General features: G+C 41.6%; 13 protein-coding genes and 1 pseudogene. 13 read left to right on the forward strand and 1 reads right to left on the reverse strand.

The genetic code is table 11. From position 1 onward, the window contains the following. Positions 1-17: 17 nt before the first annotated feature. The 10 genes from nrfD (at position 18) to queG (ending at position 11569) form a co-directional block, all read left to right on the forward strand. Positions 18-1814: an NrfD/PsrC family molybdoenzyme membrane anchor subunit gene (gene nrfD, locus ACOV1Q_RS03710; RefSeq protein ID WP_424493087.1), complete on the forward strand. Its 1797-nt coding sequence runs from the start codon at positions 18-20 to the stop codon at positions 1812-1814. A 2-nt stretch (positions 1815-1816) separates the two neighbouring features. Then, a complete protein-coding gene (locus tag ACOV1Q_RS03715) occupies positions 1817-2344 on the forward strand; it encodes a DUF3341 domain-containing protein (RefSeq protein ID WP_424493088.1) in 528 nt (175 codons plus the stop codon). 5 nt (positions 2345-2349) lie between these two features. Continuing rightward, entirely contained in the window at positions 2350-3027 is a 678-nt protein-coding gene (locus ACOV1Q_RS03720) for a c-type cytochrome (protein ID WP_424493089.1), read from the forward strand. A 20-nt stretch (positions 3028-3047) separates the two neighbouring features. After that, complete coding sequence (locus ACOV1Q_RS03725) at positions 3048-4445, forward strand: quinol:cytochrome C oxidoreductase (RefSeq protein WP_424493090.1); 1398 nt, start codon at positions 3048-3050, stop codon at positions 4443-4445. Positions 4446-4472: 27 nt separating this feature from the next. Further along, the gene (locus tag ACOV1Q_RS03730) at positions 4473-5594 is read left to right on the forward strand and encodes a cytochrome c oxidase subunit II (protein WP_424493091.1); all 1122 of its coding nucleotides are present in this window, start codon (positions 4473-4475) and stop codon (positions 5592-5594) included. 23 nt (positions 5595-5617) lie between these two features. Next, on the forward strand, positions 5618-7438 hold the full coding sequence (locus ACOV1Q_RS03735; protein ID WP_424493092.1) for a cytochrome c oxidase subunit I: 1821 nt from the start codon (positions 5618-5620) through the stop codon (positions 7436-7438). A gap of 95 nt (positions 7439-7533) precedes the next feature. Beyond that, a complete protein-coding gene (ruvB, locus tag ACOV1Q_RS03740) occupies positions 7534-8556 on the forward strand; it encodes a Holliday junction branch migration DNA helicase RuvB (protein WP_424493093.1) in 1023 nt (340 codons plus the stop codon). A 51-nt stretch (positions 8557-8607) separates the two neighbouring features. Further along, positions 8608-9192 (forward strand): transposase, encoded by a 585-nt coding sequence (locus ACOV1Q_RS03745; RefSeq protein ID WP_424493094.1) that lies wholly within the window; start codon positions 8608-8610, stop codon positions 9190-9192. Between the two features lie 44 nt (positions 9193-9236). Beyond that, entirely contained in the window at positions 9237-10562 is a 1326-nt protein-coding gene (locus tag ACOV1Q_RS03750) for a cytochrome P450 (protein WP_424493095.1), read from the forward strand. Positions 10563-10639: 77 nt separating this feature from the next. Beyond that, the gene (gene queG / locus ACOV1Q_RS03755; protein WP_424493096.1) at positions 10640-11569 is read left to right on the forward strand and encodes a tRNA epoxyqueuosine(34) reductase QueG; all 930 of its coding nucleotides are present in this window, start codon (positions 10640-10642) and stop codon (positions 11567-11569) included. On the opposite strand, the gene ACOV1Q_RS03760 is transcribed toward queG, so the two are convergent. Beyond that, positions 11558-12325, reverse strand: coding sequence for an energy transducer TonB (locus ACOV1Q_RS03760; RefSeq protein WP_424493097.1), 768 nt, complete (start codon positions 12323-12325; stop codon positions 11558-11560). The genes queG and ACOV1Q_RS03760 overlap by 12 nt on opposite strands. 28 nt (positions 12326-12353) lie before the next feature. Between ACOV1Q_RS03760 and ACOV1Q_RS03765 the strand changes: the two genes are divergently transcribed. The 3 genes and pseudogenes from ACOV1Q_RS03765 to ruvA all read left to right on the forward strand — a co-directional run bounded on the left by ACOV1Q_RS03765 (position 12354) and on the right by ruvA (position 17424). After that, a complete protein-coding gene (locus ACOV1Q_RS03765) occupies positions 12354-14279 on the forward strand; it encodes a trehalase family glycosidase (RefSeq protein ID WP_424493098.1) in 1926 nt (641 codons plus the stop codon). Positions 14280-14402: 123 nt separating this feature from the next. Continuing rightward, positions 14403-16694, forward strand: a pseudogene (locus ACOV1Q_RS03770) (NADP-dependent malic enzyme). Between the two features lie 148 nt (positions 16695-16842). Next, positions 16843-17424, forward strand: a complete 582-nt coding sequence (ruvA, locus tag ACOV1Q_RS03775) for a Holliday junction branch migration protein RuvA (protein ID WP_424493099.1) — start codon at positions 16843-16845, stop codon at positions 17422-17424. Positions 17425-17429 lie beyond the last annotated feature (5 nt).

Genomic DNA, 17429 nt, shown 5'->3' on the forward strand with positions numbered 1-17429 from the left:
ATCAATTATAAAAGGATATGTCTCATTACGAAGCACCTATACGAAAGCCTTTAGTAACCGGCAATAAAACCTATCATGATGTTACGGTTGATGTTGCTGCACCGGTTGAAGGAAGGGCAAATAAAACCTGGTGGATAGTATTTTCTATCGCGCTTGTAGCTTTTCTTTGGGGGTTAGGTTGTATAATATATACTGTTTCTACAGGAATTGGAGTCTGGGGATTGAACAGGACCGTAGGTTGGGCCTGGGATATAACCAACTTTGTCTGGTGGGTAGGTATTGGTCACGCCGGAACCTTAATTTCGGCAGTACTTTTACTGTTCCGTCAAAAGTGGAGAATGGCTATTAACCGTTCTGCGGAAGCCATGACTATTTTCTCTGTAATGCAAGCTGGTTTATTCCCTATTATTCACATGGGACGGCCCTGGCTAGCTTATTGGGTAGTGCCAATTCCAAACCAGTTTGGTTCCCTATGGGTGAATTTTAACTCTCCTTTGCTTTGGGACGTTTTCGCGATATCTACATACCTTTCTGTTTCACTGGTATTCTGGTGGACAGGTTTACTTCCTGACTTTGCGATGATTCGTGACAGGGCAATAAAACCCTTTCAAAAACGGATTTATGGAATATTAAGTTTTGGTTGGTCTGGACGTGCAAAGGACTGGCAGCGTTTTGAAGAAGTGTCATTGGTACTTGCCGGACTTGCAACACCTCTTGTACTTTCTGTACATACCATTGTATCTTTTGACTTTGCAACTTCTGTAATTCCTGGGTGGCATACCACTATTTTCCCTCCTTACTTTGTTGCAGGAGCTATTTTCTCTGGGTTTGCAATGGTAAACACCTTACTTATTATTATGAGAAAGGTTTCCAATCTTGAAAATTATATCACTATTCAGCACATTGAGTTGATGAACATTGTAATCATGATTACAGGTTCTATCGTGGGGGTGGCTTATATTACCGAACTTTTTGTCGCCTGGTATTCTGGGGTGGAGTATGAGCAGTACGCTTTCCTTAACAGGGCAACAGGTCCTTACTGGTGGGCATACTGGTCTATGATGACCTGTAACGTGTTTTCTCCACAGTTCATGTGGTTTAAAAAATTACGTACAAGTATCATGTTTTCCTTTTTCATTTCGATCGTGGTAAACATCGGGATGTGGTTCGAGCGTTTCGTAATTATCGTTACCTCCCTGCACCGCGATTACCTGCCATCCTCATGGACTATGTTCTCACCAACATTTGTAGATATAGGGATATTTATTGGAACGATTGGTTTCTTCTTTGTACTATTCCTTCTATATGCGAGATCATTCCCTGTAATTGCACAGGCGGAAGTGAAGACAATCTTGAAAGCTTCAGGAGATAAGTATAAAAGACTGAGAGCTGAGCATGGGGATCATGTGAATCATTACGATCCAGTAGTAAGAGAGCCGGTTGTGAATACGGAAGAAGGACTTGTGGAAAAAGACGAGCCTGCAGCACCAGATAATGTGGATCGACACGAACCCACTGTAAATGCCGATGGTCTAATTGATTCTGAAGTTACTAAAGACAGGGTAGATGAAATGCTTGCCAGAATTGGCACTTTTGACCCTGCAACTCAGGACAGTGATGATCTTCAGAAGATAAAAGGAATTGGTCCTTTATTGGAACAAAAATTACATCAGCTGGGTGTCTATACTTATGACCAGGTAAGCAGGTTGACAAATGAAGATTATGTATTGCTTGATGAGATCATTGACACCTTCCCACTCAGGGAGCAGCGTGAAGATTGGGCAGCTCAGGCAAATCAACTTAAAAATAAATAATAATGGCATCTAAAGTTATACACGCTATTTACACCGATGACGATTTGCTTTTACAGGCAGTGAAGCAAGTGCGTGAGGCCCGCTATCATATAGCCGAAGTTTATACTCCTTTTCCCGTTCATGGATTAGATAAAGCCATGGGGCTTGCACCTACCAGACTGGCAATAACTTCTTTTCTTTACGGAATTGTGGGACTTTCTGTGGCTGTTGCCATGATGAACTATATTATGATCGAAGACTGGCCAATGGATATTGGTGGAAAACCTAGTTTCAGTTTTCTTCAAAATATGCCTTCATTTGTGCCTATTATGTTCGAATTGACAGTATTTTTTGCTGCACACCTTATGGTGATCACTTTCTTCCTTAGAAGTAAACTTTGGCCATTTAAGCAGGCAGAGAACCCAGATGTAAGAACTACAGATGATCACTTTCTTATGGAAGTAGATGTGGCGAACCACGATACTAAGGACCTAACTGATTTCTTGTACCAAACCGGTGCTCTTGAGATCAAATTAATTGATAACAAATAAACCCAATGAAAAGTTTATTTAATAAATCCATGCTATTCATTTTAGGGTTGAGTGCAGTATCCTGTGTGGAGAACTCAAAACCCAATTACCAGTACATGCCAAACATGTATGAAACGGTAAGCTATGAACCATATGGAGCGTACGATGTATTTGCAAATGAGCAGGAAGCAAAGTTGCCTGTAGAAGGAACAATACCTAGGGGTTGGATGCCTTATGAATATGAGGATTCAAATGAAGGCTATGCGGCAGCAAAGGCAAATCTAAAAAACCCACTTCCTTATACTGAAGAAAACCTGGCTGCTGGAAGACAGTTGTATACAATTTATTGTGCGGTTTGTCATGGAGACTCTGGTGATGGCCAGGGGATATTGGCTCAAAGAGAAAAAATTCTTGGTATTCCAAGCTATGATACCCGCGATATTACAGAAGGTAGTACTTATCACGTAATGTATTATGGGTTAAATGCCATGGGATCTTACGCCTCTCAAACGTCTATAGAAGAAAGATGGCAAATAGATCATTATGTCATGAGTCTTAGGGAAGAACTTTTAGGAAATCCTGAAAGGGAATATGATAATATCGAAACCCTTACGCCTGCAGTAAACGCAGAAGGACCAATTGGAGAAGGTACGGCAACAGATATTAGTGACGAGCAACGGCAACAAAATCAAAACGAAGAGTAACAGCAATAGATATATTTAATATGTACACGCTATCAAGTAAATTAAAGTTATTTTCTATCATTCTTATGGTAGTAGGTCTGTTAGGCTTGGTCTACGGGTTTATTGCTGCACCGGACACTATTGAAGATGTTAAAGAAATGATGGCTTCTCATGGGGAAGGACATGAAGTACATCCACCTGCGGCAGAGCAGGCAGGAGAAGAATTAGAAGATGACGCACGTGGGTATGATTATGTTCCTTCTGAACATGAACTGGAAACCGAACGTACAGACGAATTAGCATATGATAATGATGCTGCAGCGGAAGGTGAAATTGAACACTTGGAACATGTTTTGCATCAGCTTCAAAACAAACCATGGGCGGCTTTATATGTGGCTGCGTTCTTTTTCTTTATGATCCCGCTGGGGGTACTGGCTTTTTACGCTGTTCAATATGCCGCGCAGGCAGGTTGGTCGCCTGTACTTTTCAGAGTAATGGAAGGTATTACAGGATATCTTTTACCCGGTAGTTTAATTGTATTTCTTTTGTTGTTATTATCAGGTTTTCATATGAATCATCTTTTTATATGGATGGATCCTGAAGTAGTGGCGCATGATGAAATCATACAAAACAAGCAATCCTATCTTAACGTTCCATTCTTTTTGATAAGGGCTGCCATTTACATTGCGGGCTGGAATATTTTCAGATACTTCTTAAGAAGAAACTCAATCCGGCAGGATGACGCTACAGATAATGTTTGGTTCAAGAAGAATTTTAAGCTTGCTGCAGGATTCCTTGTATTTTTCATAGTTACTGAGTCCATGATGTCTTGGGATTGGATAATGAGTGTAGATCCACACTGGTTTAGTACCCTTTTTGGATGGTATGTTTTTGCCAGTATGTTTGTTTCAGGAATTACAGTGATTGCATTAGTAACGATCTACTTGAAATCAAGAGGCTATCTTACAATCGTGAATGACAGTCACATTCATGATCTTGCGAAATTCATGTTCGGGATAAGTATTTTCTGGACCTATCTTTGGTTCTCACAGTTCATGTTGATCTGGTATTCAAATATCCCAGAAGAGGTAACTTATTTTGTCACAAGGATCGAAGATTACGGACTTCTTTTCTTCGGAATGATCGTGCTTAACTTTGTGTTCCCATTGTTATTATTGATGAATAGTGAATTCAAGAGGGTTAACTGGTTCGTGGTAATGACAGGTATAGTGATCTTGTTGGGCCATTACATAGATATTTATGTGATGATTATGCCTGCAACGGTTGGAGAATCATGGTTTATTGGAATTCCGGAAATAAGTGCGCTTTTATTCTTTGGTGGATTGTTTACTTTTGTGGTATTCAACTCACTTACGAAGGCACCTTTATTAGCCAAGAGGAATCCTTACTACAAGGAGAGTGAGCATTATCATTATTAAAAGATTGTTTAAAGAAGAAATTATAAAATGACAGTATTTCTAATCATCGTAGTAGTAGCTCTTTTTGCGATAACTGTTTGGCAATTGTCGAAGATTTATCAGTTATCAAGAGATACGAATTCTATAGATTCCTCTGAGGTTGCCAGTGATAAGGACAATAAGACTCAGGGAAACCTGATGCTAGCATTCGGGATTGCCTTTTACCTGTTCATGCTTTACAACTTCTGGGCTTTTAGTGACAGGGCATTACCTGCAGCCTCTTCGGAGCATGGTGCGGAATATGATAACCTGCTGCTCATATCTGTAGCACTTATCATGGTGGTTCAGGTGATCACTCAGGGACTGCTGCACTATTTTGCATTTAAGTATCAGGGGAGGAAAGGTAGGAAAGCATTGTTCTTTGCAGATAATGATAAGCTGGAATTTGTATGGACTATCATTCCGGTGATCGTACTTTCAGGTTTGATTATCTACGGTCTTTTCACCTGGTCAGATATTATGGATATTGAAGAAGAAGAAGATCCTATCGTTATCGAGCTTTACGCGAAGCAGTTTAGCTGGCATGCACGTTATGCCGGGGAGGACAATGTTCTTGGAAAAGCGAATGTACGTTTCATTGAAGGGGCCAATACCATGGGTGTAGACATAAGTGATTCCTATGCTTATGATGATAAAGTAACTGCGGAAATTCACCTGCCGGTAAATAGACCTGTAGTGTTCAAAATGAGGTCTCAGGATGTGCTTCACTCTGCATATTTCCCACATTTCCGTGCACAAATGAACGTTGTCCCCGGGATGATCACCCAGTTTGGATTCACTCCCACTCAAACTACAGAAGAGATCAGGGACACAGAATATATGCGAGACAAGATCGCAAGAATCAAAGACATTAGGAGAGTAGAGAACGAGAGATTGCGTGGCGCTGGTGAGGAAACTCTTGGAGAATATGAAGAGTTTGATTATTACCTCCTATGTAACAAAATTTGTGGGGTTGCTCATTACAACATGCAAATGAAAGTAGTTGTAGAGACTGAAGAAGAATTTAATGAATGGTTAGGCGAACAGCAGGAGTTTATTGAAACTGTAAAACAACTTCGGGATCAAGAGGGAGTAGCTGGAGGAGAGGAATTAGCACAAGTTGAAGATTAAATTAAAAGTTAAGAATTAGAAATATGTCAGCAGTAGGACACGCACCGGTTAATGATGCTCATGATGACCACGGTCATCACCATAAAGAGACTTTCATAACTAAGTATATTTTTAGTATGGACCATAAGATGATCGCTAAACAGTACCTGTTTACGGCATTATTTATGGGATTTATTGGTATCGCAATGTCGATTTTCTTTAGGATGCAGCTGGCCTGGCCGGCAGAATCCTTCAAAATATTCGAGATCTTTCTTGGAAAGTGGGCTCCGGGAGGAGTAATGAGCCAGGAAATGTATCTCGCCCTTGTGACAATACATGGTACCATCATGGTGTTCTTTGTGCTTACACAAGGTCTTAGTGGTACTTTCAGTAACCTTTTGATTCCTTTGCAAATTGGAGCTCGGGATATGGCCTCAGGATTTATGAATATGCTTTCTTACTGGCTGTTCTTCCTGTCATGTATCATCATGTTAGGATCTTTATTTGTTGAATCTGGACCGGCATCTGCAGGGTGGACGATTTATCCTCCTCTTAGTGCGCTGCCACAGGCAATTGGTGGATCTGGACTAGGGATGACACTATGGTTAACTTCCATGGCTATCTTTATCGCTTCTTCCCTGTTAGGTTCCCTAAACTATATTGTGACGGTACTTAACCTTAGAACAAGAGGTTTGTCTATGACTCGTCTGCCTTTAACGATTTGGGCACTTTTCGTAACAGCTATCATCGGGGTGGTTTCTTTCCCTGTACTTTTTTCTGCTGCGCTCATGCTTATCATGGACAGGAGTTTTGGAACATCATTTTTCCTAAGTGATATTTATTTAAAAGGGGAAGTGTTGCATTACCAGGGAGGTTCTCCAATTTTGTTTGAGCACCTGTTCTGGTTCCTTGGTCATCCCGAGGTTTACATTGTAATTCTTCCTGCCATGGGTATTGCTTCAGAAATCCTGGCAACCAATGCTCGAAAACCTATTTTTGGATATCGTGCAATGGTAGCTTCCATTCTTGCAATTGCTTTCTTATCCACCATCGTTTGGGGTCACCATATGTTCGTTTCAGGTATGAACCCATTCCTTGGATCTGTATTTACCTTTACAACATTACTTATTGCAATTCCTTCCGCAGTAAAGGCCTTTAACTGGATTACTACAATTTGGAAAGGGAACCTGCAAATGAACCCTTCCATGTTGTTTTCAATTGGATTTGTATCCACTTTTATTACAGGTGGATTAACAGGAATCATTCTTGGAGATAGTACTTTAGATATTAACGTTCATGATACATACTTCGTGGTGGCTCACTTCCACCTGGTAATGGGTATCTCTGCACTCTACGGAATGTTTGCCGGGATTTATCACTGGTTCCCGAAGATGTTTGGACGAATGATGAATAAAAAGCTTGGATTTATCCATTTTTGGATCACCATTATTGGGGCGTACGGTATTTTCTTCCCAATGCACTTTATTGGAATGGCAGGTTTACCAAGAAGATATTATACAAACACTGCTTTCCCGTACTTTGATGACCTTGCAAATGTCAACGTACTGATCACTGTTTTTGCAATCATTACTGCTGCAGTACAGCTGGTGTTCCTTTACAACTTTTTTCACTCTATTTTCTTCGGAAAGAAAGCCACGCAAAACCCATGGAAGGCGAATACCCTGGAATGGACAACTCCTGTGGAGGCAATTCATGGAAACTGGCCTGGAGAACTTCCAACGGTTTATCGCTGGCCTTACGATTATAGTAAGACCAACGAGAATGGAGACTATGTGATCAAAGGACAGGATTTTGCACCTCAGAATGTACCGCTTCAGGAAGATGAAGAGGAGTTGAATCACTAATAGATTTCTAAAATAGGATTAAAGCCTTTTCTTCCGATTCATTCGGAATTGAAAAGGCTTTTTCTTTTATCTTTGTTGAACTCAAGAAAGTGGCTATGAACGAACACCTGGATCCAAGCGGAGAGAGTTTTTCTTCTGAAGAACTCGATATAGAAAGGGCATTAAGGCCTTTGGAATTTGATGACTTCGCAGGGCAGGATCAGGTGTTGGAAAACCTGAAGGTTTTTGTGGAGGCTGCCAATCTTCGAGGTGAAGCTTTAGATCATACCTTGTTTCACGGTCCTCCAGGACTGGGAAAAACTACTTTAGCGCATATTCTGGCCAATGAGCTTAACGTAGGTATAAAAGTTACCTCCGGGCCTGTGCTGGACAAACCCGGTGACCTTGCGGGTCTTCTCACCAATCTGGATGAGCGGGATGTACTTTTTATTGATGAGATACACCGCCTTAGCGCCGTGGTAGAAGAATATCTTTATTCGGCCATGGAAGATTACAAGATCGATATCATGATCGAGACAGGTCCCAATGCGCGGTCTGTTCAAATCAATCTCAATCCTTTTACGTTGGTAGGAGCTACCACGCGTTCTGGTTTACTAACTGCGCCTATGAGAGCGCGTTTTGGAATTTCCAGCCGACTCCAATATTATACTACCGAATTACTTTCAGATATTGTACAACGAAGCGCTGAGATCCTTAAAGTACCAATTTCGCTTGATGCTGCTATTGAGATTGCAGGTCGCAGCCGCGGAACTCCGAGGATTGCAAACGCGCTTTTGAGACGGGTGCGAGATTTCGCTCAGATCAAAGGCAACGGCAAGATCGATATTGAAATCGCGAAATTCAGTCTTAAAGCATTAAATGTTGATGCGCATGGTTTGGATGAAATGGATAATAAGATCCTTACCACCATTATTGACAAGTTCAAAGGTGGCCCGGTGGGAATTACTACGCTTGCAACCGCAGTAAGTGAAAGCGCCGAAACCATAGAAGAGGTTTATGAACCTTTCCTCATTCAACAGGGGTTTATTCAACGTACACCACGCGGCCGTGAAGTCACCGATGCTGCTTACAAACACCTCGGGAGAGACCGTGGCGGAATACAGGGCGGTTTGTTTTAGATAATGAACCTACCAGGTCTCCAAGACCTGTTAGGTTTTTGAAATAAGACTATGAAGCAGGATGTTTTAGAACCGGGAGTAACCTATCATATATTCAATCGGGGAAATAATAAAGAGGATATATTCAAGGAGGAGGAAAACTATTTTTATTTCTTAAAATTAATCCGAACACATTTATTACCTGTTTGTGATATCTACGCTTATTGTTTGTTGAAGAATCATTTTCACCTACTTTTAAAGATCAAGGAAAGAGAAGAACTTTTCTCTGCATACCACAGGAAGATTCATCTTCCTTTTTCCAATTTCTTTAATGCCTATACAAAAGGAATAAACAAAAAATATAATAGGACCGGTAGCCTATTTCAGGAGAATTTTAAAAGAAAAAGGGTGAATGATGAAAAGTATCTTATACAATTAATTGCCTATATTCATTTAAACCCTGTAAAACACGGTTTTATTGAAGATCATAATGATTACAAGTTTTCTTCTTTTCAGGCATATACCGGTACCAAACCAACTAATATAAAAACCGGTTATGTTCTATCTCTTATTAACGCTGAAAGCTTTCAGCATTGGCATAATGAGAGAAGATTAAATACTGAATATTTAGGAGATTTCCTGCAGGACCAGACCTAACAGGTCATTAAGACCTGGTAGGTCTAAAAACGATTTGGACAACCATGAAAGAGATAAAAGGCATACCCAAAGTTTCACGAATTCAGTTTTACACGAGCGCAGCGGGAATTTTAAAGAATCCGTTGCCGTTCCATCATCGTAATTTTGAAAAGTTGGGAGACACTTTTCAACTGAATGTAGGTTTGGGAAGAAAAATCATCTTTTCAAGAGATGCTGCATTTGCCGATTATGTACTTCAGAAGAACCAGAAGAATTACCACAAATCGCCTATCCAAACTCAGGATATGGCAAAGTACCTCGGAAAAGGTTTGCTTACTTCCGAAGGAGAATTATGGCGAAAGCAGCGGCGGCTGGTACAGCCCGCTTTTCATAAAAAACAACTGGCGAACCTGCTGGACAGCATTAAAGCTGCGGTTGTTACCGAACTGAATAAGATCAAAACTGATAAACCACATGATATTTTCCCGGTTTTTAACGACCTGGCTTTTCAAACCGTGGTGAAATCCCTTTTTAGCAGTGCGGTGGGGCAAGACGAGATCAATCGCCTGCAGTACATTACCGAAGCTGCTCAAAAGATGCTGGTGCGGGAACTTCGGCAACCATATTTCTCCTGGTATTTTAAGTGGGGCGGCCCCATAAAAAAACACCTCGCGCTTACGCAGGAAGCCCGTGAAATCCTTAAAGGACTCATCGAGGAACGAAAAAAGAGTCATAAAAGGGAAGATGATTTGCTCGATATGTTGCTGGATGCACGCTACGAAGACGGTACGGCCATGGATGAAAAGCAGCTTATTGACGAAATATTGATCCTGTTCACAGCGGGCCATGAAACCACTTCTAATGCCCTCACTTTTACCTCTGAACTTTTAGCAAGGAATCCGGAAGAGCAGGAAAAGATCTTTTCAGAAGTTCAGAAAGCAGAGGCAGAAAGTAATGATTTAATGGAATTTCTTCGAAAATGTTCTTACACGCAGCATGTTATTGAAGAGGCTATGCGATTGTATCCGCCGGCTTATTTTATGGATCGGGTGAATAAGGAAGATGATGAGTTTGAAGGAAAGTTTATTCCGAAGGGTTCAGAATTGCTCTTTTCAATGTATGAAATCCACCGTCATAATAAATATTGGAACGATCCTGAAGAATTCAACCCGTCAAGATTCCAGGATACGAAAGCAACGGCATATTATCCTTTTGGCGCCGGACCCAGAAAGTGCATTGGAAATAATTTTGCCATGTATGAAATGATCATCTCCATCGCCGAGCTGATGAAAAAGTATCGAATTGAACCAAAAACAGCACCAATCGAGATCACGCCATTGATTACCCTGAAACCCAAAAATGCCGTTTTACAGTTCGAATCCAGAACATAAATAAGTATTCTAAAATGCCATTTTTAACACCTGTTCTTTCTGAATCTTGGGTATGGAAATTGCAACTTTCTTTTTAAGTGAATCAGTCGCAGCAAACAAAACATACCAACCAAATTAAAGCCGAAGCCAAACGTCTTGGGTTTCTCTCCTGTGGAATTTCAAAAGCTGAATTTCTGGAGGAAGAAGCGCCGCGGCTCGAGGAATACCTTTCCAAAGAAAGACATGGTAAAATGTCATTTCTGGAGAACTATTTTGACAAGCGGCTCGATCCCACAAAACTGGTGGAAGGTTCCAAAAGTGTCATTTCTTTGCTGCTTAATTATTACCCCGAAGAAGAGCAGCGCGATGATTCTTACAAGATCAGTAAATATGCATACGGTCAGGATTACCATTTTGTGATCAAGGATAAACTAAAGAGTCTGCTAAAATTCATGCAGGCGGAGATTGGTGAAGTTGAAGGCAGGGCATTTGTAGATTCGGCGCCGGTCATGGACAAAGCCTGGGCGGCTAAGGCAGGTCTTGGCTGGGTTGGAAAACACACACTGTTGTTGTCAAAACAAAAAGGCTCCTTCTTTTTTGTTGCCGAATTAATTGTGGATCTTGAACTGGATTATGACACCCCCGCAACCGACCACTGCGGAAGCTGTACCGCTTGTATTGACGCCTGCCCCACGCAGGCAATCGTAGAACCTTATAAAGTGGATGGCAGCAAGTGCATTTCCTATTTCACGATCGAGCTAAAAGACGAGCTTCCGCAGGAAATGAAAGGCAAGTTTCACGACTGGGCTTTTGGCTGTGATATTTGCCAGGATGTGTGCCCCTGGAACCGTTTTTCAAAGCCTCACAGCGAACCACTTTTTGACCCGCACCCAGATTTATTGAGCATGACCAAAAAGGACTGGGAAGAAATCACGGAAGAAACATTTCGGAAGGTTTTTAAGAAATCGGCTGTAAAGAGAACCAAATACAGCGGATTGACCCGAAATATTAAATTCTTAAAGGACTAATTTCCCTGAGAAATAACTTTTTACAAACTCTCCGGTTTGATTCTTTGCCGCGGCCTGGAAATTCAATTTTTCAAGAGAGGATAAAACTTTCTTCCTTGCCTCAGCGGCATTGTGGCTAAGCACTATCACATTTGTAGTTTTGCCGTTTTCGTCAATTTCAAAGAAATAATTGAAAACGGAACCTCGTTTAGCATCACCCGCCGCATCCTTGATCTTTTCTTCTGTAGTTCTCTCAAAACATTTTCTCGGGTTCTTTTGTGAAGTGCACTCTTTGTACAGGGGAGGAAATGCGAGTTCACTAGCCAAAGGAAGATCTTTCGCCTTGCTTTTGAAAAAGTCCTCATAACTATCCATAATAGTTGTGGTGAACACGATTGGCATAGAATGTTTCATAGCCACCGGTTCTCCGTCCAGAAGGGCCGGCGAATTGAATTTTAGAGTAGATAAAATTCTAATGATGTCTTTCTTTTGGTCTTTGCTGTTGGAACGCACCCGAATATTGCCAACTTCTCCTTCTTTAGAAACCACGAATTGCACATATGCAGTTCCCCCGGCTTCCATTGTCTTGCGGGTGACAAAATTTCTTTTTGCGAAATCGCTCATGCCTTCATTAAAGCAATCTTTAGTATCTTTAGGTTCAGCGCAGGCGGTGAGAACCGGTGCGCTATCAACGGCAAATATGGGTAGTGCTTCCTGGGCAGTAATTTTGGAAGTGGAAATGATGCAGAGGATAACAATTAAAAGATAAGGAGTCATATTAGATATTTTTTTTAAAATAACAATTATGCGAAGAATTAAGTTATTAGGTACATTCTTTTTCATGTTTTGCGGAGTGTCCGGCGTGGCTCAGGAGAGGATTTTTGAAGTTGAAGTCGAACCTGCTTTTCAGAGACTGGTTTCTGTAGCCGATACCGACGGCGACCGGAAGATCACCATAGAAGACGCTCCAAAAGCACCTTTTTGGATGGTAAGTACCTCGGGTGATACTCTTAAACTCCGGAAAATTTATTACCTATCAAATCTTTTGCAGGAGCTGGCGCTGGCCGATAAACAAAATAAACACAGCCTTCGCATTTCTGAAGCGGATATCAAGCAGGCTCCTTCTGAAAGAATTTCAGACAGGATTGAAAACATTTTCTGGGATGACCTTACAAGAACCATCGACAGGGAAGGGATCAGTAAAATTCTTCAGGATGATAAGGCTTCGGGTGGAGTGCAACGACTATATGTGCCGGCAGGCGATTCCGCGGGAATAGCTTATTATAAAGATCTTCAGCAGGAATTTCAGGATTTTGAAGTGGTGGTGCTTCCTGCGAATGTCACTCCCGAATATGTAAAATCTATTAATAACGAACCGGGGATTCTAGCGCTCGCGCTTGAGGATGGCAAAGGGGTGCCATTTGTGGTTCCCGGCGGGAGGTTTAATGAAATGTACGGCTGGGACAGTTATTTTGAGGGCATAGGATTGCTGGTGGACGGCCGAATAGATCTCGCAAAAGCTATGGTTGACAATTTCGTGTACCAAATCAACCACTATGGAAAGATCCTTAACGCCAACCGCAGTTATTACCTCACCCGCACGCAACCGCCGTTCATGTCTTCTTTTGTTCGCGAAGTCTATGAGGCCATGGAAGAACAAGACAGAGAATGGCTAAGAAAATCTCTTTCCGCGGCAATTACAGAATATGAACAGGTATGGATGGAAGAAGGAAAGCGTTTGACAGGCAACGGTCTCAACCGCTATTTCGCCAGCGGAATAGGAATCCCACCCGAAACTGAAGAAGGACATTTTAAAGAAGTTCTGAAGGAATACGCAGCCAAACACAACATGCCGGTGAGGGAATTCGAGGAAAAGTATCAAAAAGGGGAAATTCAGGACGCATCTTTGGATGAGTATTTTCTTCACGACCGCAGCCTGAGGGAAAGCGGCCACGATACCTCCTGGAGACTGGAGAACCGAACTGCCGATCTTAATGTAGTAGACCTTAATTCGCTGTTGTACAAATATGAAAAGGATTTTGAATACCTCATAGAAAAGTATTTTGAGGATGAATTCGTTCATTCCTCCGGAAAAACCTACACTTCAGAATATTTTGAAGAAAAAGCTGAAAAAAGGAAAGAGCTTATGAACGAATATCTTTGGAATGAAGAAAAAGGAAGCTTTTTTGACTATAATTTCGAAAAAGGGGAACAAACCCGGTATGTTTCAGCCACAAATTTTTATCCGCTGTGGTCAAAGATGGCTTCCGAAGAGCAGGCAGAGGAGATGGTTGAAAATTTAATGGCTGATCTTAAAGCGACCGGCGGAATTCTTTCCAGCGCAAAAGAATCTGTTGAAATGGAAGCCACGAATGACGTGCAGCGGCAGTGGGATTATCCCAATGGCTGGGCGCCGCACCAAATGCTGCTTTGGAAAGGCCTTTTGAACTATGGCTATGAAGAGGAAGCGCAGGAATTGATCTATCGCTGGTTGTGGATGATCACACGAAATGCAGTGGATTATAACGGCACAATTCCCGAGAAATATGACGTGGTAGATGCGACCCATAAGGTATATGCAGAATATGGTAATGTGGGGACAGAATTTGATTATATCACCACTTCAGGCTTTGGATGGATGAATGCTTCTTACCAATATGGACTGGAACTTTTAAACTCCGGAAATCGGGAAAAGCTGGATAAACTTGTCCCTCCTGAAAAGATCTTTTAAAATGCCATTTTTGAAACATTTTTTAGTCAAAGCCTGCTGTTGAGGGTTTCAAAAAAGGGTTTATTCATACTACTTTCAGGCGTAAACTAATTATCTTTGTCCCTCCTGAAAAATACGGGAAATATGAGGAACGAAAGAAAAAGACGTGAAGCGCTTGTCTACCACGCAAAACCGCACCCAGGGAAAATACAGGTGGTGCCAACCAAAAAATATTCTACACAAAGAGATCTTTCCTTAGCTTATTCACCGGGAGTTGCTGAGCCCTGCCTGGAAATAAAAAAAGATAAGGAAAACGCTTATAAATATACTACAAAAGGAAATCTGGTAGCCGTTATTTCCAACGGAACCGCGGTCTTAGGACTGGGCGATATAGGACCCGAAGCTTCAAAACCGGTCATGGAAGGAAAAGGCTTACTTTTTAAGATTTTTGCCGATATTGATGTTTTTGACATTGAAGTAGATGCCAAAGATGTCGAAGGTTTTGTGGAAACAGTCAAGAAAATTTCCCCCACTTTTGGCGGTATTAACCTGGAAGATATTGCAGCTCCCGAAGCTTTTGAAATTGAGAAGAGGTTAAAGGAGGAGCTTGATATTCCTGTGATGCACGATGATCAACACGGCACGGCAATCATTTCCTCTGCAGCTTTGTTGAATGCGCTGGAACTGGCCAAAAAGAAGATCGAAAAAGTGCGTGTGGTGATTTCCGGCGCTGGTTCGGCGGCTATTGCCTGTGCCAATCTTTATGTTTTGCTGGGTGTGAAGAGGAAGAACATCGTCATGTTTGACGTGAATGGCGTACTGCACGAAAAGCGAGAAGACCTTTCTGATCTACAACGAATTTTTGCGGTTAAAAAAGAATACAAGTCTTTGGCAGATGCCATGGACGGTGCTGATGTTTTCCTCGGACTTTCCGTGGGAAATATTGTGACGCCACAAATGCTAAAGAAAATGGCAAAAAATCCCATTGTTTTTGCCATGGCAAACCCCGACCCTGAGATAGGTTATGATCTCGCTGTTTCTGCACGAAAAGACATTATCATGGCCACCGGTAGAAGTGACCATCCAAATCAGGTGAATAATGTGCTCGGCTTTCCGTTCATCTTCCGGGGAGCGCTAGATGTAAGGGCGACGAAGATCAATGAAGAAATGAAAATGGCTGCGGTTAAAGCGCTTGCAAGGCTGGCAAAGGAACCGGTGCCAGAGCAGGTGAATATCGCTTACGGGTAAACACGGCTTAATTTTGGTCGCGATTATATTATTCCGAAGCCGTTTGATCCAAGGTTAATTTCTGAAGTACCACCGGCAGTTGCGAGAGCAGCGATGGAAACAGGGGTGGCAAAAAACCCTATTTTGGACTGGTCAAAATATGAGGATGAGCTGCTGGAGCGAATGGGGAACGACAATAAGATTACCCGTTTGTTGATGAACCGTGCGAAGATGGACCCTAAAAAGGTGGTCTTTGCAGAAGCAGATCACCTGGATGTTTTAAAAGCCGCCCAAATTGTGCATGACGAAGGGATCGCAATCCCGGTGTTGCTTGGTAACAGGGAAGTGATTGAGGAGTTGATGCGGGAAATCGATTTTCATACGGATGAAGTGATGATCATTGATTCAAAATCCAATGAAGAAAAAGAGCGACGTAATCGTTATGCAGAAGTCTTCTGGAATTCCAGAAATCGCAAAGGTGTAACATTATATGATGCACAGCTGTTAATGCGCCAGCGTAATTATTTTGCGGCTATGATGGTGAATGAAGGAGATGCAGATGCATTGCTATCGGGTTATTCACGTTCTTATCCTACGGTTTTAAAACCCATGCTGGAATTGATTGGAAAGGCCAAAGGTGTTTCCAGGGTGGCAGCAACCAACCTTATGAATACGGCCAGAGGACCTATTTTTATTAGTGATACTTCTGTAAATATTGATCCTACAGCCAAAGAGCTGGCGAAGATTGCGCAAATGACCGCAAGAACGGTGAAACTTTTTGGAATGGATCCTGTAATGGCTATGATTTCTTACGCCAATTTTGGTTCTTCAAATAATGAAAAGGCGCAAAAAGTGAAAGAGGCTGTTGATTATTTACATAAATTTTATCCGGAACTTGTGGTGGATGGCGAAATGCAAACGGATTTTGCTTTAAATAAGGAAATGCTTCAGAAGAAATTTCCTTTTTCAAAACTTGCAGGAAAAAAGGTGAATACCCTTATTTTTCCAAATCTGGATTCCGGCAACAGTACTTATAAGCTGTTGAAGGAATTGAATAAAGCAGAATCTGTAGGGCCCATAATGATGGGCATGAATAAACCCGTACATATCCTTCAACTTGGAGCCAGCGTAGAAGAAATGGTGAATATGGCTGCCGTAGCCGTCGTGGATGCTCAGGAAAAAGAACGTAAGGCAAAGCAGGAAGCGTAGATGCATCAAAAATGCTATTTGAAAGCCTCTTTTTTAAAGGGGCTTTTTTAGTGGTTCAAATTCTAAATTTCTGAATGTTTATAGCGATATAGCTATTTCTGCATCCCGTTTATTTTATTACTTTTGAGGAGATTAACATTTCTTTAAAATGATCCACCACCTCAAAGGAAAACTGGTAGAAAAAAATCCGACAAATGTTGTGATAGAATGCAACGGCGTTGGATATTTCATTCATATCTCGCTGCATACTTTTTCGCTTCTTCCTACATCAGAAGCAGTGGAGTTGTACACACATTTACAGGTAAAAGAGGATTCTCATACGCTCTTCGGGTTTAGGGAAAAGAGTGAACGGGAGATCTTTCGCTTATTAATCTCTGTTTCGGGGGTTGGTGCGAGCACTGCGAGAACAATGCTTTCATCGCTTGATCCAAGACAGATCATGGAAGCAATTGCTTCAGGAGATGTGGCAACGATCCAGAGTATAAAAGGGATTGGTGCAAAAACAGCCCAAAGGGTTATTCTTGATTTGAAGGACAAGATCATGAAGGTCTTTGGTTTGGATGAAGTTTCAGTCCCTCAAAGCAATACAAACCGTGAAGAAGCGTTATCTGCTTTAGAAACCCTTGGTTACACTCGTAAACAGTCTGAAAAGGTGATTAATAAGATCATTAAAAACGAGCCAGATGCTACGGTGGAATCTTTGATTAAGCTTGCATTAAAAAATCTATAATACCT

It is taken from the genome of Salinimicrobium maris, from assembly GCF_049680855.1.
Lineage (GTDB): Bacteria > Bacteroidota > Bacteroidia > Flavobacteriales > Flavobacteriaceae > Salinimicrobium.

Coding starts and splice junctions, on each gene's coding strand:
- ACOV1Q_RS03725 (WP_424493090.1), top strand. CDS start 3,048: ATGTACACGCTATCAAGTAAATTAAAGTTATTTTCTATCATTCTTATG.
- ACOV1Q_RS03750 (WP_424493095.1), top strand. CDS start 9,237: ATGAAAGAGATAAAAGGCATACCCAAAGTTTCACGAATTCAGTTTTAC.
- ACOV1Q_RS03730 (WP_424493091.1), top strand. CDS start 4,473: ATGACAGTATTTCTAATCATCGTAGTAGTAGCTCTTTTTGCGATAACT.
- ACOV1Q_RS03715 (WP_424493088.1), top strand. CDS start 1,817: ATGGCATCTAAAGTTATACACGCTATTTACACCGATGACGATTTGCTT.
- ACOV1Q_RS03720 (WP_424493089.1), top strand. CDS start 2,350: ATGAAAAGTTTATTTAATAAATCCATGCTATTCATTTTAGGGTTGAGT.
- ACOV1Q_RS03745 (WP_424493094.1), top strand. CDS start 8,608: ATGAAGCAGGATGTTTTAGAACCGGGAGTAACCTATCATATATTCAAT.
- ruvA (WP_424493099.1), top strand. CDS start 16,843: ATGATCCACCACCTCAAAGGAAAACTGGTAGAAAAAAATCCGACAAAT.
- ACOV1Q_RS03760 (WP_424493097.1), bottom strand. CDS start 12,325: ATGACTCCTTATCTTTTAATTGTTATCCTCTGCATCATTTCCACTTCC.
- ACOV1Q_RS03735 (WP_424493092.1), top strand. CDS start 5,618: ATGTCAGCAGTAGGACACGCACCGGTTAATGATGCTCATGATGACCAC.
- ACOV1Q_RS03765 (WP_424493098.1), top strand. CDS start 12,354: ATGCGAAGAATTAAGTTATTAGGTACATTCTTTTTCATGTTTTGCGGA.
- ruvB (WP_424493093.1), top strand. CDS start 7,534: ATGAACGAACACCTGGATCCAAGCGGAGAGAGTTTTTCTTCTGAAGAA.
- nrfD (WP_424493087.1), top strand. CDS start 18: ATGTCTCATTACGAAGCACCTATACGAAAGCCTTTAGTAACCGGCAAT.